Raw genomic sequence first — 18,739 nt, 5'->3', positions numbered from 1 at the left:
TGGTCATTAGTCCTTAGAGACACAGGTAACTTTAAAGCTTATTAGAATAGCTAAAATCTAATGACTAGCGACAAAGGACTAAGGACAAACGACGCTAAATGCTATAGTTGGCAAGCAAAACATTTTAAAATATAAAAAACACAAGGCATTGGTACCTCGTGTTTCGAAATGGAGCCTATAACCGGGATTGAACCGGTGACCTCCGCCTTACCAAGGCGACGCTCTACCTACTGAGCTATATAGGCATCTGGTTGCGGGGGATGGATTTGAACCATCGACCTTCGGGTTATGAGCCCGACGAGCTACCAGCTGCTCCACCCCGCGATGTAAATATGGTGGAGAGAGCTGGATTCGAACCAGCGAAGGCATTGCCAGCAGATTTACAGTCTGCCCCCTTTGGCCAACTCGGGAATCTCTCCACAAACTTTATATTGCTATCAGTTGTCGGGACTAATATTATAACCCGTCAACTGACAAAAACAATTATAACATCCACCCAAAAGTGAGTCAAGCTCTTTTAACTTGTAATTATTGACATATCAGCAAACATTAACACCTGAATGAAAACGCTTTACCGAGACTACAGAAAGCAAAATGCTTCCCCCTTAAGAAAGCATTTTGCAATGTATTGTATTTAACTGCCTCGTTTCTCTAAATAACGTTCTAATTTCCGCTTTACCCGTTGCAAAGCGTTATCAATAGACTTGACATGTCTTTTTAAGTCTACGGCAATCTCCTGGTATGATTTACCTTCAAGGTATGACATCAATACCTGCCATTCTAATGAGCTTAAAATTTCGCCCATCTTTTCCTCAATATCATCAAATTCTTCTCTGCTAATGATCAATTCTTCAGGATCCGTTACTTTTGTCCCTGAAATCACATCCAGTAAAGTCCGATCCGAATCTTCATCGTAAATAGGTTTGTTTAATGATACATAAGAATTCAATGGAATGTGCTTTTGCCTGGTGGCGGTTTTAATTGCTGTTATAATCTGCCTGGTTATACAAAGTTCAGCAAAAGCTCTGAAGGAGGATAACTTATCACAACGGAAATCGCGAATTGCCTTATATAATCCAATCATGCCTTCCTGGATTATATCTTCCCGGTCTGCCCCAATCAAAAAATATGACCTGGCTTTAGCCCGGACAAAATTTTTATATTTATTAATCAGGTACTCCTGAGCTATGTTGTCACCTTCCTGAGCTATTTCTACAATCTCTTCATCAACCATCACTTCATAGGCTTCGCTAAGTTCTCTTTGGGGATTAACGCTCATCCAATCGCCTCCGCCTAAAGATTTGTCAAAATAGGTACTCAGAATACCTGTACCTCTTTATTTCCCTATTCTGTTTTAGGTGAACTGAACGGTAGTTCAAGCCTAATTATGTGCTGCTCTTTTAGGAGGCGTAAGTAAATTAGGTTGTCCAGTTACAACAGTAATTATACATTAAAAACCCCTCCAAATCAAGTTACAAATTGCCTTGGCTTCGAATTCCACCTTGTCCTCCCTTCCCTTTAGATTATATTTCCATCCTTGTTTTTTAGAAGCCTTTTTGGCCTTATTTCTTAAAAAAATAATAAAGGCGTCACTTTGAGCGGCGCCATTTTTCCAATTCACTTTTAATCTTAGCGTCAAGATGGGTATCCAAGGCACGGCTTTCTACGGGATTGGAACGGTAGAATTTTTCAGCTTCCTTATTGATCTCCTGTATTTTGTGCAACAATTCCCGTCCTGACAAACGGACTGCCCCCTTGCCAAGCACTATCTTTTGCTCGCTCCAGTCGGAAGTAGCAACACAAATCAAAAGGGAAGGCGGCAATTGATGCATCAGTTTCTCAATAACGGCATCGGCAGTTTCGCCCTCGCCGGTATAAATCACTTCCACACCGTTAATCAGTTCGGAACTGCGAAGCCCCCCTTTAACCAGGTGCCCATCGAAGACAACAATCACCTGTACACCTTTAAAAGAGCCGTAATTGCTCATAACCTCAATAAGTTTTTCCCTGGCATGTTCCAAACTCTCTTCCTTTAGTTTGTTAAGTTCCGGCCAGCCATTGATGATGTTATAGCCATCTACGATCAAAATATCTTCCAACGAAATACCACCTTAGTTACGCCATCAGCTATCAGCAGTTAGCTGTCAGCCCTCAGCTAAGTCATTAGAAACTCATGACGCCACAGCCACCCAGCAGAAGGATAAAAAATTGGATAACCATTGTGCCGCAGCTGCTCTTATTTGGCAAGCCTTAGAGCGTCCTGTGAACGTTTGGCTGTAATTTGAACTGGTCACTGAGCAATTCTTTGCCGGTACACTTCATATAGAATAACTGAAGCTGCTACAGAAGCATTTAATGAATTTATCCTGCCGGCCATAGGTATTTTCACTGTAAAATCACAATTTTCCTTAACTAACCTGCTTATACCTTTTCCCTCACTGCCAACAACTATGGCTAAGGGGCCTTGCAGGTTGGCTGTGTAGAAAACTTCAGCCGCCTCTGCGTCGGTACCCACAACCCAGCATCCCAGCTCCTTTAACTTCCCGATAGCTTGCACCAAATTAGCAACCCGGGCTACAGGCACAAATTCTACAGCGCCTGCAGAGGTTTTAGCAACCGAGCTGTTTACACTGACCCCCCTGCGCTTGGGGATAATTACCCCATGCACTCCCACCGCATCAGCAGTCCGTAAAATGGCACCCAGGTTATGAGGATCCTCCAGATGATCTAAAATAACAATAAAGGGATCCTCATTTTTTTCTTTTGCCCTGGCTATGATGTCTTCTATTTCCACATATTCTATAGGACTGGCCAAGGCTACCACGCCTTGATGGTTTCCGGTCCGGGATTCTTCATCCAGCTTTTGGCGGGTTACCCATTGCACGGGAATACCCCGCTCTTTGGCCAGGCCAACAACATCTTGGGCAAATCGCTCGGACCCGCCCTTAGCTAAAAAAATCTTGTTAATGGGCCTACCCGCCCGCAGGGCTTCCAGAACAGGATTTCGTCCCTCAATGGTATCAAACATATCCACACCTACCTTAGTTGTTGGTTGTTGGTTGTTAGTGAAATAAATAACCAACAGCCATCAACTAAAAACTAACAACTGACGTTATTCTTCCCTGCTAACTATGTTTGTGATTCTGCCACAGGACATTTTTCCTTCATAGCAGATCCCGTGGGTTACACAGGTTGGACCCGCTTTAGCAAAGAGATTGGGGGCCACTTCTCTCACCAGCCGGAGCATTTCCCCGGCCAAAGCCCGGATTTCCCACTGGGCCCTCTGGCAGCAGCGGTGCTGAAAAAAGTTCAAGAGGCTCCGGCCATTAAAAGTAGCAACTAACTTTGTTTCGCAAGCCCCCGGCAGCACGTAACGGGCATCTTCTTTAGGCACAAGTTGGGCCAAAGATTCATAAGCCCTCTGCAAATCAGCCATTTTTTCCCTAAATAACGCCAGAGCATCAGAATTCTTTAAGATGCTGGGCGGAATAACATAGTTAAAACCTTCTTCATTTACATAGCGCTGGGATTTTTGGGAGTAAGATGCTATCCGGTGTCTTACCAGCTGATGGGACAGGTTTCTGCTTACCCCTTCGATAGCAAAGCTAAAAGAAACATGTTCCAATGGAGAGAAATGTCCTAGACTAACAAGCTTTTTTAAAAAGCTTGCAATACCTTCATCAGTTAATTCCTCCATAAGTTTTTCAGCGCCGCACGAGGAGTAACAAAGGCGAGCTGCCGCGGCCACTGTTCTCTCCGGTTCAGGCGTATAATTAATGAGTTTTACCCTCAAGGTTATTTCCTCGTCTCCTCTCCGACCATTTCTTGCAATCTGTCGAAAATCTCCCTGATTCGCTCGCTTCTCCCTTTCAGAAACAAATAACCGATCAAGGTTTCTAATCCAGTGCTGTAACGGTAATCGATCATTTCCGCATTTTTGGGAACGTGCCCTGACTTAGCATTTCTCCCCCTTTTCGCCACAGCCAGTTCCTCTTCCGTCAAACTTTCTTCGATATCCCTGAGCAGGTTGGCCTGGGCGGTCGCGTTTACAAATTTAACGGCCTGTTTGTGAAGCATATTCACCTTGTATTGGCCCTGGGCTACTAAAGAGGTGCGCACATATAACTCCAGAACAGCATCGCCCAAATAGGCTAAAGCCAAGGGAGAGATTAATTCCGGGTCTGCAATCTTTTCTGTGTTAAGAGGGAACTGCACTTTTAAAATGCCCCCTACCGTTTCCATCTGGGTCCATGAGGTGTATCTTCAATTGTTATCCCGATAGCCTTTAATTTGTCACGAATGGCATCGGCAGTATGCCAGTCTTTTTTAGCGCGGGCTTCCTGGCGTACCTCCAACAAAACATTCATGAGTTCATCGACTAAGGCGTCCGCTGGGGAGGCAGCTAAATTCCCACTCAAATCTTCCGTATTGACAATTCCCAAAATGTCATCTGCAAAAACTTTTAAAAGCTGCCAGGCTTTTTCCAACCCAGGGCCAGAGCCCGGGGCGGCACCCGTGCTGCTGATATAACTGTTTGTTTCCCGGCATAAATCAAAAAGGACTCCAATCGCCAAGGCTGTGTTGAAATCATCATCCATAGCCTCTTCCAAAGATTTTTTAAAGTTGTCCAGGCGGGCTATAAACTGTTCATCAACCGGACTGATTTCGTCAAAATTCTGCCGTCCTGTTCTTTCCAGGGCTTCCTTGAGGTTGCGCACAGTATTCTTTACTCTTTCCAAAGCCTTCTGATGTTCTTCCAATTTCTTGTCATCAAAATCCAAGGGGCTGCGGTAATGAGTAGCCAAAAGGAAAAACCGGACTACATCCCCCGGAAACTTCTTCAAGATATCCCTTACCAAAAAGAAATTGCCCAGGGACTTTGACATCTTTTCCTGGTTAACTGTAATGAAGCCGTTATGCAGCCAGTAGTTCACAAAAGGCTTACCTGTTGCAGCTTCAGACTGGGCCAATTCATTTTCGTGGTGAGGAAAAATCAAGTCAAACCCGCCACCGTGAATATCAAAGGGCGCCCCAAGGTATTCCAGGGACATGGCGGAGCATTCAATGTGCCACCCGGGACGTCCCGGTCCCCAGGGGCTGTCCCAGGCAGGTTCGCCCGGTTTGGCCGACTTCCAGAGGGCAAAATCCAATGGATCTTTTTTGCGCTGGTCTACCTCCACCCTGGCTCCGGCCTGCAGTTCATCCAGGGAGCGGCCGGAAAGCTTGCCGTAATCTTTGAAACTGCGCACATCAAAGTAAACGTCCCCGTCAACCACATAGGCATGGCCTTTATCAACCAACTCCTGGACCATTGCTATAATTTGGGGAATATGCTCGCTTACCTTGGGATGCACATCGGCCTCCCTTACCCCCAAAGCTTTAGCATCCTTAAAAAACTCTCTGATATATTTTTGCGCGAGCTTCAAGGCCTCTTCCCCTTCCTCTTTTGCCCGGCAAATAATTTTATCATCTATATCCGTAAAATTCTGTACGAACTTCACCGTATAGCCCTTGTATTGCAAATATCTCCTGATAGTATCAAACACTACCAGAGGGCGGGCATTGCCCAAATGAATATAGTTATAGGTAGTGGGGCCGCAGACATACATTCTCACCTGTCCCGCTTGCCCCGGCTTAAACTCTTCCTTACTTCTGGTCAGCGTATTGTATACTGTCAGTGTCATGCTGTATTTTCCCCTCCAATTCTTCGATACGGTGCTGTAGCCTTTCTATCTGCCGCTGCAGGCACAAAATCATTTCAGCCACCGGATCCGGCAATTGATTATGGTGCAAGTCAATAGTGCTAAAAGAAGTATCAGCAATATTTTTACCATTGCGCACTACAATTTTTCCCGGAACACCCACCACCGTGCAATTAGGCGGCACATCCCGCAGGACTACGGAACCGGCCCCGATTTTGACGTTATCGCCGATTTTAATTGAACCAAGAACTTTAGCTCCTGCACTGATCACCACATTGTTGCCTATGGTCGGGTGCCTTTTTCCCTTTTCCTTGCCGGTACCGCCTAAAGTAACTCCCTGGTAAAGAGTCACGTTGTCGCCTATTTCTGTAGTTTCGCCAATTACAACCCCCATGCCGTGGTCAATAAAAAGACCGTTGCCGATTTTAGCCCCAGGGTGGATTTCTATTCCGGTTAAAAATCTGCTGAATTGGGAAATCACCCTGGCTATAAGGGGCATTTTTTTGCAATAAAACCAGTGGGCCAAACGATGTAATAAAATAGCATGAATGCCCGGGTAAGTCAATAAAATCTCCAAACTGCTCCGCGCAGCCGGATCCCGTTCAAAAACTGCTTGAATATCCTTTTTAATTCGGCTGAACATTCTATCTCCCCCTTGTTTATAGAATGCACATTTTTCAAGTAATAAAAAACCTTTCACCTCTATCCAGAGGCGAAAGGTTCCGCGGTTCCACTCTGCTTGGGTTAATCAACCCCACTCTAAAGGGATTTTTCATCCCATGACAATAACGGTGTCAACCGGAAAAGCCTACTAGGAGTTCGGCCTTCAGCTCCAAGGCGCACTTCACTAATTCCCGCTGCCAAACTGCTTCCACCACAAGGCAGTATTCTCTGGTTGGCAAGTTAATTAGCTACTCTACCTGTTCATTGCTTTTAGGGCTTATGGGCTATAAGCATGTCTATTAAGCCGGCAACTATCAGCCCCAGCTTCATTTTTGGTTATTATACTCTGATTAGAGGAATTGTGTCAATAAGCTGTTAATCGAGGTTCAGCTGCAGTGACTGCTTTATCCGTCTCACAACTTCATTCACACCAATGAGGGGAATGAGATCATGTAATTCGGGCCCGTGCATCCGGCCGGTCAGCGCAATGCGGATGGGCATAAACACTTTTTTCCCGCCCAAGTTTAACTCCTTGGTTATTGCTTTCAAGATCCCTTTTACGTTTTCCGGGGTAAGTTCACCCGCCTCCCGTAGTTTGCGTACCAGCAAGCGCATAACTTCAGGAACCTGCTCTTCTTGAACTAAAACCTTAGCCTCATCATCTACAATATCAACCCTGATGGGGAAAAAGACAGCAGCATGTTCGGAAATTTCACTGAGACAGGCAATTTTATTTTTAACCGCAGATACCATCTTTTTAAGCCACTCATAGCGCTTAGCATCTATTTCCCCTGAGAGCAGGCCGGCCTCTTGCAAGTAAGGTATGGCTAAATCCGTGATGCGCTCTACCGAGCTCTGCCTGATGTAGTAGCCATTAATCCATTTCAGCTTGTCCATATCGAAGACAGCAGGATTTTTAGCCACCCGGTCCAGGCTGAACTGCTGAATAAGTTGCTCCATAGAAAAGATCTCTTCTTCGCCCTCCGGCGACCAACCGAGCAGCGCCAGGAAATTGACCAGCGCTTCCGGCAAATAGCCTGCCTCCCGGTAATTCACAACGGAAGTGGAGCCGTGCCGCTTGCTCATTTTGGTCCGGTCCTTGCCCAGGATCAGAGAAATATGGGCAAACTGAGGCTCTTTAAACTGCAGGGCCCGGTAAAGCAAAACCTGCCTGGGAGTGTTGGAGAGATGCTCCTCTCCCCGGATAATATGGGTGATTCCCATGGTAACGTCGTCAATGACTACGGCAAAATTATAGGTAGGAATCCCATCGGATTTGACAATTACAAAATCACCGATACCACTCGATTCAAAAGTTACTTCCCCCCGCACCAGGTCATTAATAACAATAGTTTCATTTTCGGGAACCCGGAAACGGATCACCGGCTTTCTTCCCTGTCTCTTATATTCTTCCTCTTGCTCACAGCTCAAATTACGGCATTTTCCCAGGTAGCGGGGCAATTGGCCTCTCTCCATCAGCTCTTTCCGCTCACGCTCCAATTCTTCTTCCGAACAATAACAGCGATAAGCCAGCCCGGCTTCCAGCAGTTTGTCCACGTAGTGCCGGTAAATATCCAGGCGTTCCGTCTGGCGGTAAGGCCCAAAACCCCCTCCCACATCGATTCCTTCGTTCCACTCAATGCCCAGCCAGCGCAGGGATTCCTTGATATTCTCCTCCGATTCCCGACTGGAACGTTCCAAATCGGTATCCTCTATTCTTAAAATAAAATCTCCCCCGGCTTTTTTAGCCAATAAATAATTAAATAATGCCGAACGGGCACCCCCTATATGTAACGGCCCAGTAGGGCTGGGGGCAAACCGTAAACGAACTCTTTCCACAGAACAACCTCCAATATCATGTATAGTGCATATATTGAGCCAACAGCCTTTAGCCCTCAGCAGTCAGTAATCAGCTGTCAGCCCTCAGCTAACAGTCGTTTGCAAAACTTTACTCAAGCAGCATACCAATACGTTCAATAATAATTTTAAAATTTTAGGTGTATCTCGATAATTTTATTTGTTTAATTATTTCGGGTGAAATTGTTCTTAGCTAAAAGCTGAGGCTGGTAGCTGGCTGCTGATGGCTGACAGCTGGTAGCCGCTCGCAACATGCATATTATTTATATCTTAGCGAGCAAATCGCCTGGGCTGCAATTCCCTCGCCCCGACCGGTAAAGCCAAGCCCCTCGGTAGTAGTTGCCTTGACATTGACGCTGTGTTCAGGCACTTGTAAAACCCGGGCAATATTGGCCTGCATTGTCCCGATAAAGGTGGCCAGGCGGGGTTTCTCTGCTATCAATACAGCATCTATATTATTGACAGCAAACCCGGCAGCAGTAATTTTTTGGGCAGTTTCTTCCAACAGCAGCAAGCTGGAAATGCCCTTAAACCTCGGGTCGCTGTCAGGAAAATGCCGGCCAATATCTCCCAAGCCGGCAGCCCCCAAGAGTGCATCCATAATAGCATGCACCAGGACGTCTGCATCGGAATGCCCTGCCAGTCCCAGTTCGTACGGGATCTCGACCCCACCCAACACCAGCCTCCTCCCCGGCACCAGGGCGTGTACATCATAGCCTATTCCTACCCTCATTTTTTCTCCTCTCCAGGATCATACGAGCAATCTCCAGGTCCACAGGGGTGGTGATCTTAATATTTTCGTAATCGCCTTCAACTATCTTAACTTTTTTACCGTCCCATTCCACTATACCTGCATCGTCTGTGGAACTGAAACCGCAAACCATGGCCTTTTGCATAGCAGGCCAAAGTACCTCCCAGTGAAAAACCTGGGGGGTTTGAATGGACCACAGGCTCTCCCGCGGCGGAGTGTTAAGCACGAAGCTGTTTTTATCCGCTTGTTTAATCGTCTCTTTAACAGGTGTGCCCAAAACAGCAGCGCCATATTCCCGGCCTGCTTCCAGTACTGCCAAAAGCTTTTCCTCAGTTAAAAGTGGCCGTACCCCATCGTGCACGACCACCAAAGCACCATCCGGCAAAAGGGCCTTCAGCCCGTTGAATACTGAGTTCTGCCGTTCATGTCCCCCACCGACTACATGCTTTACCTTCTGCAGGTCATAACGCTGGACGATTTCTTGATTCCTCGTAATTTCATCTTTTTTTACAACCAGAACCACTTCTTGAATCGCCGGGCACTTTTCAAAAACTTCCAAAGTATGTACCAAAACCGGGCGATTATCTAATAGAAGATATTGCTTCGCCAAGTCACCGCCCATCCTGCTCCCAAGCCCTGCGGCCACTACAACGGCTGCTACTTTAGACACCGGCGTTCACCTCCAGTGCATGCTGCCCGTTAAACTTCTTTTCAAAAGGTTTAGGTTTGGCAAAAATCATTCTACCCGCGGCTGTTTGTAGCACACTGGTTACCAAAACGGAGATGGTCTGCCCAATATACCGCTTGCCATTTTCCACCACAATCATGGTACCGTCATCCAGATAACCTACACCCTGCCCCATTTCCTTGCCATCTTTGATCACCTGGACGACCATTTCCTCGCCGGGAAGCACAATTGGTTTTACAGCATTCGCCAGCTCATTGATATTCAATACTTTGACGCCCTGCAATTCAGCAACTTTGTTTAAATTAAAATCGTTGGTAATTACAGGAGCGCCCAATTCCTGAGCCAATCTTACCAGTTTGCTGTCCACTTCGGCAATATCCTCATAATCCTTTTCGTGGATTTTGACCATAACGTCAAGCTCTTTACGAATTTTATTGAGGATATCCAGACCCCTCCGTCCCCGGTTTCGTTTTAACAAATCTGACGAATCAGCAATGTGACGCAATTCCTCCAAAACAAAACCCGGGATCAGGAGAATCCCTTCCACGAAGCCGCTTTTACAGATGTCGGCGATACGACCGTCGATAATTACGCTGGTATCCAAAATTTTGTAATTGATTTTCGGGCCTTCCGTTTTTGGAATTTTTTCCTTACCCCCCAGACGAAAGCCTCCTAAAAAAGAAAAGAATTCTTCCTTTTTTTTGGTGCCTACACTCCATCCAAGATAACTGATAATTAGACTTGCGGCAATAGCCAGGTATGGGCCTACCAAGGGCAAACGGTAAATGGAAACACCAAATAAATTAGCTATTATAAGTCCAATAATCAAACCAATGGCCCCGCCCACTATATCCTGAGTCGGGGTCTTTTGCAACCTGCTTTCAAACCATTTGGTCGTTTGCACTACTATGGAGATTAAGCGGGGTGCAAAACTATACCCTATCAGGCCTGTTATAATTCCCAGGAGTCCCAACAAGGCCCACTTAATTTCCGCAGGACCATCAACCCATAATCCTGTAAAAATTAATCCGAGAGAAACTCCCCCGGCAGCAGCGCTTAACATAATAACCACCCGGATAATACCCTCAAACATTTAACCACCTCCTTTCTTTATTCTTACAGTCTACGGATACCATTATACAATAGCCCTGGAAATTACTTCAAGCAATTTAACTAATCTGACAGCAAGAAAAAGCTTGAGAAGAAAGGTTAGAAGTAAGAAAACTTGGCTTACGCCAAGCCTACCGCCAAATACGCCTAAACTAAACAAAATCTTTCCTATGTAACTCAAGCCAAAAGTTTTTCCAGCAAAACTTTAACCTGCCCCTCTTCAGTATTTTTGGCCAAAACAAGCTCGCTAATCAATATTTGCCGGGCATTCTCCAGCATTTTTTTCTCACCGGTGGAGAGACCTTTTTCTTTATCCCTAAGGCTAAGATTTCTCACCACTTCGGCTACTTCGTAAATATTACCGCTTTTAATTTTTTCCATGTTGATTCTATAACGTCGGTTCCAATTAGGACACATTGTGTTTTTCTTGTCTTGCAAAATATTTATAACCCGTTCATATCCTTCCTCATCGATAACCTGCCGCAACCCCAAATCTCCCACGTTGTCCATAGGTACCATAACCTTCATTTCGCCAATAGGTAGGCGCATAATATAATATTTTCGCTTTTCTCCCAGTACCTCTCTTTCCTCAATAGCTTCGATAATTCCTGCTCCATGCATGGGATACACTACCTTGTCGCCTATTGCAAACATAAAGGTCACCTCCCATACTTAATTAGGTTAATTATAACAAACAATCTATCTCTTGTCAAAAATTTATAATTATATCACAGCAATGGAAATAATGTCAACGGAGTTAACAGCCAAAATCTTAATCTACTCAAATCCTTCTATCCAACAATAACTGCTCCCGATAATATTTCAACCCATCTTTTATGGCCTTGGCCCGTACCTCTCCAATTCCCTCTACCTGGTCCAACTCCTCTATACTGGCGTAGGTGTTCTCCAGCACCTGCCTGCTGTCATCGACTACTATCAACCCTCCTGTCTTGGCACTTAAAATATTCTCAATGCCCTCTCTCAGGGGAGTTCCCGGGGATCAAAGCTTAAGGACTTGGCCCAATTTCTCGTAATCTTTCAAGACAGTGTTAACCTCCCAGCGCAATTTCTAAAGCTTCCCCAACTGAATTTACTCCTGCGACTTCTAACGGCAGCTCTTTTGCCAGGTAACGCAAATTATTTGCGGGTACAATGCATTTCTTAAAGCCGAGTTTTGCCCCTTCCAAAATTCTTTTTTCCACTTGATTAACTGCCCGGACTTCACCCGTCAAACCAACTTCACCAATAACCAGAAGCTCACCGTCCACAGCCTGATTGCGAAAACTGGAAGCCAGGGCAAGACAAATTCCCAAATCCACCGCAGGCTCATCAATTTTGACACCGCCGGCAACATTTAAATAAACGTCCTGGTTGTTTAAAATTAAACCAATTTTTTTCTCCAGCACGGCAATCATCAAGAGCACCCTGTTCAAGTCCAAACCCGTAGCCAAACGACGGGGATTGCCAAAGGCAGAGCCGCTAACCAGCGCCTGAATCTCCAGTAAAATCGGCCTTGTTCCCTCCATGCAGGCTACTACCAGCGAACCGGTTGCACCAACGGGCCTTTCCGCCAGAAATATTTGCGAAGGATTTGTTACTTGGACCAAGCCCCTTTCCCGCATCTCAAAAACCCCGATTTCATTAGTCGAGCCAAAACGGTTTTTGACCGCACGCAAGACACGGAAAGCATGGTGCCTTTCCCCTTCCAGGTATAAGACTGTGTCCACCATATGTTCCAACACCCTTGGGCCCGCCAGGTTTCCCTCTTTGGTCACATGCCCTACCAGCAGTATCGTCCTGTTCTGACCCTTGGCTATTCTTAAAAGCCTGGCGGTACATTCCCTGACCTGCCCCACGCTGCCGGGAGCAGTTGTTAAAGCCGGATCAAAAACAGTCTGTACCGAATCAATAATTAAAAATGCAGGATCAATATCTCGCACAAAATTCTCGATGTAATCCAGATTTGTTTCCGAAACTAAAAAAAGCTGTTTACTTACCACACCAAGGCGTTCTGCCCGCATTTTCACCTGCCCTGCCGATTCTTCCCCGGACACATACAATGTTTTTTGGCCGCTCTTCCCTAACAGGGCTGCGGTTTGCAAAAGCAGGGTGGATTTGCCGATCCCCGGATCCCCGCCAATTAGCACCAGGGAGCCTGCCACCAACCCGCCCCCCAGCACCCTGTCCAGCTCCGGAATCCCGATCTGGCATCTTTCCTGTCCGGAACATTCTACCTCCGTGAGTAGAACAGGGACCGAACCGGCCAGGGGTAGGCTTACACTTTTTTGTACTGCTCTTTCTTCTATCATAGTGTTCCATGACCCGCAGCCAGGGCACTTACCCAGCCATTTTGCCGTTTCCAAGCCGCATTCCTGGCAGATAAACTTGGTTTTAACTCTGGTCACTTTTCAGCCCTTCTTTCATTATGTTATGCAGCGAACGATGGCCGTATAATCCATTATAACATTTTTGCTATTAGGTATAATCAGGAAAAAGAAAAGCGCCCTTTTGAGGCGCTGTCAGACCGTCGACAAACTATTATTAGCCCGCTTGTATTATGGAGCGGGACTGGTTTCCTCAGCCGTCGGCAGCTTGCTGCCGGTAACGGCGTAGGAGCTTGTCCAGAGCGAAATAATACATGCGGGCTTTGTCTACAAGTTGATAGCGCCCTCTTGAGGCGCTGTCCTTTAAGCTTTCTTATTCAACACCAACTGTCCATCTACTTGGTCGGCTACCACCGTGTCCCCCAGCTTGAACTTTCCTTCGATCAAACCGTCGGAAAGTTGATCTTCAATGAGCCGTTGGATAGCCCTCCGCAAAGGCCTTGCCCCGTATTCCTCATGGAACCCTTCTTCAACCAGTTTTTCTTTGGCCGAATCAGTGACCTCCACGGTAATACCCTGCTCTTTCAGCCTGTTATTTAAATCTTTAAGCATCAGGTTTACGATTTCCTTAATGTGTTCGCGGCTCAAGGCATGGAAAACAATCAGTTCATCAATGCGGTTCAGGAACTCGGGCCGGAAGGTGCGTTTCAGTTCCTCCATTACCCGCTCCTTCATAGCTTCGTAAGAATCGTTGTTATCCCCGCCGGCTTTGAAACCTAGGGCCCTTTCCCGTTTAATGGTGCTGGCTCCTACGTTGGAGGTCATAATGATTACCGTGTTCCGGAAATCCACGGTCCTACCTTTGGAATCTGTCAGCCTTCCATCTTCCAATACTTGCAGCAGAATGTTAAAGACTTCCGGATGGGCTTTTTCAATCTCGTCCAGGAGCACCACAGTATATGGCTTCCTGCGCACCGCCTCCGTTAATTGGCCCGCTTCCTCGTAACCTACATATCCGGGAGGTGCTCCAATCAGCCTGGAAACAGTATGCTTCTCCATGTACTCCGACATGTCAAGCCGCACCAATGCCTCTTCATCTCCAAAGAGGCTTTCAGCCAAAGCTCTGGCCAGCTCTGTTTTTCCCACACCTGTGGGGCCGAGGAAAATGAAGGAACCAATTGGCCTCTTGGGATCTTTTAACCCGGCTCTTGCCCTGCGAACTGCCCTGCTTACAGCCTTGACAGCTTCATCCTGGCCGATGACCCTATTGTGCAGCGTTTCCTCCAGCTTCAAAAGCTTTTCGCTTTCCTCCTGGGCAAGCTTGGCTACAGGAATACCGGTCCAACTGGAAACAATATTTGCAATATCCTCCGCAGTTACTTCGGATTTGTCGGTATCCTTTTTAGCCTCCCAATCTTTTTGCATTTCCTCTAAACGGGCTTTTAGCTCCTGCTCTTTATCCCTGAAATGGGCGGCTTTTTCAAATTCTTGGGCATGAATTGCAGCTTCTTTCTCTTTTCTGACTTCTTCCAGTTGGCCTTCCACTTCTTTTAGCTCCGGGGGCGCTGTATGCACGCTCAGCCGTACCCTGGAGGCCGCTTCATCAATTAAATCAATTGCCTTATCGGGTAAGAAGCGGTCAGTGATATATCGGTCCGAAAGATTAACAGCAGCTTCAATAGCTTCATCGGTAATTTTAACCCTATGGTGGGCCTCATACCTGTCCCTTAAGCCTTTTAAAATCTGAACAGCCTCTTCTTTGGTAGGCTCACCCACGGTTATAGGCTGAAAGCGCCGCTCCAGCGCCGCATCCTTTTCGATGTGTTTTCTGTACTCGTCCAAAGTGGTAGCACCGATGCACTGGATTTCCCCTCGGGCCAGTGCAGGTTTCAGAATATTTGCGGCGTCAATTGCACCTTCAGCAGCGCCGGCTCCAATTAAAGTATGGAGTTCGTCAATGAACAAAATAATGTTGCCCGCCTGGCGAATTTCTTCCATTACTTTTTTCAGACGTTCTTCAAATTCCCCCCTGTACTTTGAACCTGCTACCAACCCGGACATATCCAGGGTTACAACCCGTTTGTCGAAAAGTATCTCCGGTACTTGTTTTTCTTCAATCCGCTGGGCCAGGCCCTCAGCAATTGCAGTTTTACCTACTCCCGGCTCCCCGATTAAAACCGGGTTGTTTTTTGTTCTTCTACTTAGAACTTGGATTACCCTTTCAATCTCCTTTTCCCTGCCTACAACAGGATCGAGCTTATTCTCTTTGGCCATAGCAGTCAAATCCCGACCGAACTGGTCCAGAGTGGGAGTTGAGGTCCTTCTGTTTTTGGCAGTCTTAGGTGCTTGGGCCTGGCCTAAAGGAGCACCTGGAGTATCACCGCCTCCACCGAAGAAAAAGATGCTCATTTGATTAGGCGAAACAGAACCGCTTAAAAGACCCATTACTTGCGCCCTAACTTTGTCGGCAGTAACGCCAAAGTTAGCCAAAATCCTGGCAGCAACACCTTCTCCCTCCCTGATTAAACCTAAAAGGATATGCTCTGTACCGACGTAATTGACTCCCATTTTTCGGGCTTCGTCCAAAGAAAGCTCTAAGACCCTTTTTGCCCTGGGAGTAAAACCGATTTCCTTAGCCTGCACTTCACCTTTGCCGATCAATTTAATTACTTCATTTCTAATTTTGTCTGCATCAATTTCCAGATTATTCAATGCCTTGGCTGCAAAGCCGTCGCTTTCCCGCAATAGTCCCAACAGCAAATGCTCCGTTCCTACTGCGGGGTGCCCTAAGTAAGCCGCTTCCTCCTGAGCGTATCTGACGACCCTTTGTGCTCTTTCCGTAAATCTATCCCACATAATAGACACCTCCTAGTATTGCTCTCTTAATTTCGTACTAATAAGTTCCGCCCTTTTTACATCCCTCTCTTGGGGCGGCATGGCTGTGCCGAATATTTTTTGTAGGCTAGCCGGTTGAATGATAACCATTAACTGGTTGATAACCCGGGGATCAATGTCTTTGATTAATCGCAGGTCCAGGCCTAAACGCAGTTCCGACAGCAAACCGATAGCTTCTTCGGAACTAAGTATGCGGGCATTAGTCAGAGTACCGAAAGCCCTGCCCACCCGGTCCTCAAGCTGCAGCCCCCACTCGTTCAGCAACGCTTCCCGGGCTGCCAGCTCCTGCTCAATCAGCTGCTTTGATACTGAAGACAGGTTGGAAATTATCTCCTCTTCCGGCTGGCCCAAGGTAATTTGGTTGGAAACCTGAAACAGATTGCCAACGGCTTCACTGCCCTCTCCGTATAAGCCCCGTACCGTTAAACCCACTTTAGAGAGCGCAGCCAAGATCTTGCCTGCCTGTTTGGTTAAAACCAACCCTGGCAAATGCAGCATTACCGAAGCCCGCAGGCCGGTGCCGACGTTTGTCGGACAGCTGGTTAAATACCCGCAGCGTTCTGCAAAGGCGAAGTCCAATTCGTGTTCCAAAGCATCGTCGACCGTATTGGCTATTCGCCATGCCTCATGAAGCTGCAAGGCAGGTAAAATGCATTGAATCCGCAGGTGGTCTTCCTCATTTACCATGATGCTGATAGCTTCTTCATTTCCCAGAACCACCGCCTTTGCTCCGCCACCCTCTGCCAATTGCGGGCTGATTAAGTGCTTTTCAACTAGTATCTGCCTGTCCAGAGGCGTTAATGCATCCAACGAAATATATTCCAAGTTTCCCAATTGTTTAGCAACATGTGGGCTTTCTATAGCCTTCCTTATTTTAGCGGCAACTTCCATTAACTGCTGTTCCCCAAGCAATTGAGGAAAGGGTATGCCTTTAAGGTTCCTGGCCAGCCTTATCCGGCTGGAAATCACTATATCGGCATGGGGCCCTGATCCTTCCATCCATTTGCTTTTAGCCAAAAAATCAACCACGCTAAACACCTCTTTTCCCTTTGAAGTTATTCCATTAACCTTATTTTTCGATCTGTTTTTCCAGTTCTCTGATCCTGTCCCTAACTTTGGCTGCTTCTTCGAATTCTTCTCTTCTGATTAATTCCTGTAATTTGGATTTTAAATCCTGCAGTTCTTTCCGTAAGCGGATGCTTCCTCCGGTTCTTTTAGGAACCTTGCCTTTATGGACTTGGGTTCCGTGGACTCTTCTCAGCAGTGGCACCAGACTTTCCTCAAAAGTTTCATAACAACGATCGCAACCCAGTTTTCCAGTTTGCGAAAAATAGGCATAAGATTGTCCGCACTGGGGGCAAACGTTGCGTACCGTCTTGGCTCCTGCTTCAATTCCGTGATCATAATTTAAAAGCCCCGCTAAAAATTTGTTTATCGAGAAGTTAGGTTCAAACGCACTACTCAGCTGTTGGTGATACGCGCTGGCACATTCTTCACATAGGCTGATTTGTGTTTTATCGTTATTGATTATTTTAGTGATATGGACAGTAGCCGGCCTCTTTTTACATTCTTGACAGAGCATTCTACCACCTCCGAAATTTATACTCATTTTAATTATTCCTAATTATTTAGTTTTGAAACTCATCCCGTAATAAAGTCAACAGCATAGCTCGAAGAATGCTGGCTCGGATAAGATCTCGATGGGGCAGCTCAAGCTGGATAACATCCCGGTGAATAACTGCTTTCATTAACAGGCCTTCCCGCTCGGTTAAAAAACCTTCTTCGACCAAACGGGCAATTAAACCCTCGCCAACTGCCTGCGAGGCCATTTGTCCTATATTCTCATTAATTAACCGATACAAATCAGCTTCTTCATTAATGGATAATTTTACAATGCGTACGAATCCGCCGCCACCTCTCCTGCTTTCTACCAAGTAACCCCGTTCCACTGTGAAACGGGTGCTCAATACATAGTTTATTTGGGAAGGTGCACAATTGAATTTAATTGCCAGGTCATTGCGTTGTAGTTCCACTATACCGTCCTTGTTTTGCTCCAGTGCTTTTTTTATATAGCTTTCAATTTCGTCGGCTAAACTACCCATGTATTTGCACCACCTCCCTGACTTTTATTTACTTTTTGACTTTGTTTTACTTTTTGACCTTTCCTGACCTTCTTAATTTTATAATAGCTTCTTTTATAAAAAAGTCAATACATCATCCATTATTTTTGCAAAATTTTTTAGAATTAATAAGTAAAGAAAACTTGGCTTGCGCAAACCTTCAGCGTGCCAGAATTTCTAGCATTGTGTTTGCACAATGCGTAGAAATTCCAATCCTTTAGGATGCCAGAATTTCTAGCATTGTGTTTGCACAATGCGTAGAAATTCCAATCCTTTAGGGCTGGCGGAAGCTTAGTTGCCCTTATGAGCCGTGAAATTTATACTTTCTGAATAGCCAAAAAAAGAGAACGTTATCTTAAGACAACGTTCTCTTTAAAAATGGCTCCCCGAGTAGGACTCGAACCTACAACCACTCGGTTAACAGCCGAGTGCTCTACCATTGAGCTATCGGGGAATATATAAATTTCTGGCAGTGACCTACTCTCCCAGGGCTCGTGCCCTAGTACCATCGGCGCTGGAGGGCTTAACTTCCGTGTTCGGAATGGGAACGGGTGTATCCCCTCCGCCATTACCACCAGAAATGCTTTATTCATTTTTAGCGCCATCTCCAGCGCCGAACTCGGCGTCCC

Annotated in this window: 17 protein-coding genes, 4 tRNA genes, 1 rRNA gene, 1 pseudogene and 1 other annotated feature; all 23 genes and pseudogenes read right to left on the bottom strand. The window is 46.2% G+C overall.

The annotated features are described in order from the left end of the window. Positions 1-169 precede the first annotated feature (169 nt). The 23 genes and pseudogenes from EYS13_RS14430 to rrf all read right to left on the bottom strand — a co-directional run bounded on the left by EYS13_RS14430 (position 170) and on the right by rrf (position 18,689). Positions 170-245, bottom strand: a tRNA-Thr gene (locus EYS13_RS14430). Positions 246-248: 3 nt separating this feature from the next. Then, positions 249-324 (bottom strand) — tRNA-Met (locus tag EYS13_RS14425). A gap of 9 nt (positions 325-333) precedes the next feature. After that, a tRNA-Tyr gene (locus EYS13_RS14420) sits at positions 334-419 on the bottom strand. 215 nt (positions 420-634) lie between these two features. Continuing rightward, positions 635-1,279 (bottom strand): RNA polymerase sporulation sigma factor SigH, encoded by a 645-nt coding sequence (sigH, locus tag EYS13_RS14415; protein ID WP_227764082.1) that lies wholly within the window; start codon positions 1,277-1,279, stop codon positions 635-637. 310 nt (positions 1,280-1,589) lie between these two features. After that, positions 1,590-2,099, bottom strand: a complete 510-nt coding sequence (locus tag EYS13_RS14410) for an NYN domain-containing protein (RefSeq protein ID WP_227764081.1) — start codon at positions 2,097-2,099, stop codon at positions 1,590-1,592. Between the two features lie 191 nt (positions 2,100-2,290). Beyond that, positions 2,291-3,028: a 23S rRNA (guanosine(2251)-2'-O)-methyltransferase RlmB gene (gene rlmB / locus EYS13_RS14405; protein ID WP_277998218.1), complete on the bottom strand. Its 738-nt coding sequence runs from the start codon at positions 3,026-3,028 to the stop codon at positions 2,291-2,293. A gap of 84 nt (positions 3,029-3,112) precedes the next feature. Next, entirely contained in the window at positions 3,113-3,793 is a 681-nt protein-coding gene (thyX, locus tag EYS13_RS14400) for an FAD-dependent thymidylate synthase (RefSeq protein ID WP_277998217.1), read from the bottom strand. 2 nt (positions 3,794-3,795) lie between these two features. Beyond that, a complete protein-coding gene (locus EYS13_RS14395; RefSeq protein ID WP_227764079.1) occupies positions 3,796-4,215 on the bottom strand; it encodes a Mini-ribonuclease 3 in 420 nt (139 codons plus the stop codon). Positions 4,216-4,229: 14 nt separating this feature from the next. Further along, a complete protein-coding gene (gene cysS, locus EYS13_RS14390) occupies positions 4,230-5,684 on the bottom strand; it encodes a cysteine--tRNA ligase (RefSeq protein ID WP_277998216.1) in 1,455 nt (484 codons plus the stop codon). After that, the gene (gene epsC, locus EYS13_RS14385) at positions 5,647-6,345 is read right to left on the bottom strand and encodes a serine O-acetyltransferase (RefSeq protein ID WP_227764077.1); all 699 of its coding nucleotides are present in this window, start codon (positions 6,343-6,345) and stop codon (positions 5,647-5,649) included. Before epsC ends, cysS begins: the two co-directional genes overlap by 38 nt. A gap of 62 nt (positions 6,346-6,407) precedes the next feature. Continuing rightward, positions 6,408-6,639 (bottom strand) — a binding site (T-box leader). A 101-nt stretch (positions 6,640-6,740) separates the two neighbouring features. Next, positions 6,741-8,204 carry a glutamate--tRNA ligase gene (gene gltX / locus EYS13_RS14380; RefSeq protein WP_227764075.1) on the bottom strand — a complete coding sequence of 488 codons (1,464 nt, stop codon included), beginning with the start codon at positions 8,202-8,204 and terminating at the stop codon, positions 6,741-6,743. Positions 8,205-8,481: 277 nt separating this feature from the next. After that, on the bottom strand, positions 8,482-8,955 hold the full coding sequence (ispF, locus tag EYS13_RS14375; RefSeq protein WP_227764074.1) for a 2-C-methyl-D-erythritol 2,4-cyclodiphosphate synthase: 474 nt from the start codon (positions 8,953-8,955) through the stop codon (positions 8,482-8,484). Continuing rightward, positions 8,933-9,643: a 2-C-methyl-D-erythritol 4-phosphate cytidylyltransferase gene (gene ispD, locus EYS13_RS14370; RefSeq protein ID WP_227764071.1), complete on the bottom strand. Its 711-nt coding sequence runs from the start codon at positions 9,641-9,643 to the stop codon at positions 8,933-8,935. Before ispD ends, ispF begins: the two co-directional genes overlap by 23 nt. Beyond that, entirely contained in the window at positions 9,636-10,754 is a 1,119-nt protein-coding gene (locus EYS13_RS14365) for a PIN/TRAM domain-containing protein (protein ID WP_227764069.1), read from the bottom strand. The genes ispD and EYS13_RS14365 overlap by 8 nt, the downstream gene beginning before the upstream one ends. Before the next feature lie 194 nt (positions 10,755-10,948). Continuing rightward, positions 10,949-11,425 carry a CarD family transcriptional regulator gene (locus EYS13_RS14360; RefSeq protein ID WP_227764068.1) on the bottom strand — a complete coding sequence of 159 codons (477 nt, stop codon included), beginning with the start codon at positions 11,423-11,425 and terminating at the stop codon, positions 10,949-10,951. A 127-nt stretch (positions 11,426-11,552) separates the two neighbouring features. Further along, positions 11,553-11,660 (bottom strand): annotated as a pseudogene (locus EYS13_RS14355) (DNA integrity scanning diadenylate cyclase DisA); the annotation flags it as partial. Positions 11,661-11,820: 160 nt separating this feature from the next. Continuing rightward, entirely contained in the window at positions 11,821-13,176 is a 1,356-nt protein-coding gene (gene radA / locus EYS13_RS14350) for a DNA repair protein RadA (protein ID WP_227764064.1), read from the bottom strand. A gap of 282 nt (positions 13,177-13,458) precedes the next feature. Further along, on the bottom strand, positions 13,459-15,951 hold the full coding sequence (locus EYS13_RS14345; RefSeq protein WP_227764062.1) for an ATP-dependent Clp protease ATP-binding subunit: 2,493 nt from the start codon (positions 15,949-15,951) through the stop codon (positions 13,459-13,461). A gap of 12 nt (positions 15,952-15,963) precedes the next feature. Next, positions 15,964-16,989 (bottom strand): protein arginine kinase, encoded by a 1,026-nt coding sequence (locus EYS13_RS14340; protein ID WP_227767970.1) that lies wholly within the window; start codon positions 16,987-16,989, stop codon positions 15,964-15,966. 70 nt (positions 16,990-17,059) lie between these two features. After that, positions 17,060-17,572 carry a UvrB/UvrC motif-containing protein gene (locus tag EYS13_RS14335; RefSeq protein WP_227764060.1) on the bottom strand — a complete coding sequence of 171 codons (513 nt, stop codon included), beginning with the start codon at positions 17,570-17,572 and terminating at the stop codon, positions 17,060-17,062. A 46-nt stretch (positions 17,573-17,618) separates the two neighbouring features. Further along, positions 17,619-18,092 carry a CtsR family transcriptional regulator gene (locus EYS13_RS14330; protein WP_227764058.1) on the bottom strand — a complete coding sequence of 158 codons (474 nt, stop codon included), beginning with the start codon at positions 18,090-18,092 and terminating at the stop codon, positions 17,619-17,621. Between the two features lie 397 nt (positions 18,093-18,489). Next, positions 18,490-18,564 (bottom strand) — tRNA-Asn (locus EYS13_RS14325). Positions 18,565-18,574: 10 nt separating this feature from the next. Further along, a 5S ribosomal RNA gene (gene rrf / locus EYS13_RS14320) occupies positions 18,575-18,689 on the bottom strand. Positions 18,690-18,739: the final 50 nt, after the last annotated feature.

This window comes from Zhaonella formicivorans (assembly GCF_004353525.1).
In the GTDB taxonomy this organism is placed as follows: domain Bacteria; phylum Bacillota; class DUOV01; order DUOV01; family Zhaonellaceae; genus Zhaonella; species Zhaonella formicivorans.
The sequence above is the reverse complement of the archived record's forward strand: the minus strand, read 5'-3'. Positions and strand labels throughout refer to the sequence as shown.

What these genes read in the sequence shown, in the direction of transcription:
- sigH (WP_227764082.1), bottom strand. Translation starts at nt 1,279, where the DNA reads ATGAGCGTTAATCCCCAAAGAGAACTTAGCGAAGCCTATGAAGTGATG.
- rlmB (WP_277998218.1), bottom strand. Translation starts at nt 3,028, where the DNA reads ATGTTTGATACCATTGAGGGACGAAATCCTGTTCTGGAAGCCCTGCGG.
- cysS (WP_277998216.1), bottom strand. Translation starts at nt 5,684, where the DNA reads ATGACACTGACAGTATACAATACGCTGACCAGAAGTAAGGAAGAGTTT.
- epsC (WP_227764077.1), bottom strand. Translation starts at nt 6,345, where the DNA reads ATGTTCAGCCGAATTAAAAAGGATATTCAAGCAGTTTTTGAACGGGAT.
- ispF (WP_227764074.1), bottom strand. Translation starts at nt 8,955, where the DNA reads ATGAGGGTAGGAATAGGCTATGATGTACACGCCCTGGTGCCGGGGAGG.
- EYS13_RS14365 (WP_227764069.1), bottom strand. Translation starts at nt 10,754, where the DNA reads ATGTTTGAGGGTATTATCCGGGTGGTTATTATGTTAAGCGCTGCTGCC.
- EYS13_RS14360 (WP_227764068.1), bottom strand. Translation starts at nt 11,425, where the DNA reads ATGTTTGCAATAGGCGACAAGGTAGTGTATCCCATGCATGGAGCAGGA.
- EYS13_RS14345 (WP_227764062.1), bottom strand. Translation starts at nt 15,951, where the DNA reads ATGTGGGATAGATTTACGGAAAGAGCACAAAGGGTCGTCAGATACGCT.
- EYS13_RS14340 (WP_227767970.1), bottom strand. Translation starts at nt 16,989, where the DNA reads ATGGAAGGATCAGGGCCCCATGCCGATATAGTGATTTCCAGCCGGATA.
- EYS13_RS14335 (WP_227764060.1), bottom strand. Translation starts at nt 17,572, where the DNA reads ATGCTCTGTCAAGAATGTAAAAAGAGGCCGGCTACTGTCCATATCACT.
- EYS13_RS14330 (WP_227764058.1), bottom strand. Translation starts at nt 18,092, where the DNA reads ATGGGTAGTTTAGCCGACGAAATTGAAAGCTATATAAAAAAAGCACTG.